Source organism: Streptomyces sp. BE20 (assembly GCF_036322525.1).
Lineage (GTDB): Bacteria > Actinomycetota > Actinomycetes > Streptomycetales > Streptomycetaceae > Kitasatospora.
Genome location: NZ_JAQYWW010000779.1, coordinates 1 through 366 on the forward strand (window position 1 = coordinate 1; position 366 = coordinate 366).

Sequence of the window (366 nt, forward strand, 5' to 3'; positions counted from 1 at the left end):
GGGTCACCGGGAACGAGGGCGGCGCGCAGCCGGTGCTCGGCCGGCTGTTCGCCGACGCCGGCTACGACTGCGGCTACGGGGGCAAGTGGCACCTGCCCGAACTCGACCTGCCCGACGGGCACGGCTTCCGCCGCCTGATGCAGGAGCAGCGGGACCGCGCCAAGGCGGACGCCAGGGCCAAGAAGATGGGCCACGCCGACGTCGCCGCCTACCGCGAGGTCGCCGACAGCTCCGGTGTGGACGCCCCGCCCGCCATCGGCGCGGCGATCACGGGCACGGCGAGTCGGTCGAGTGCGTCGAGTCGGACGGCCATCCGGAGGTCCTCCACCGAGGTGTCGCTAAGCGGTTCGAACAGCCACCACCCTA

General features: G+C 73.2%; 1 protein-coding gene. It reads left to right on the forward strand.

The window, feature by feature from the left end; all coding sequences use genetic code 11:
* On the forward strand, positions 1–366 hold a 366-nt coding region (locus PUR61_RS16585; RefSeq protein WP_329879619.1), incomplete at both ends, for a hypothetical protein.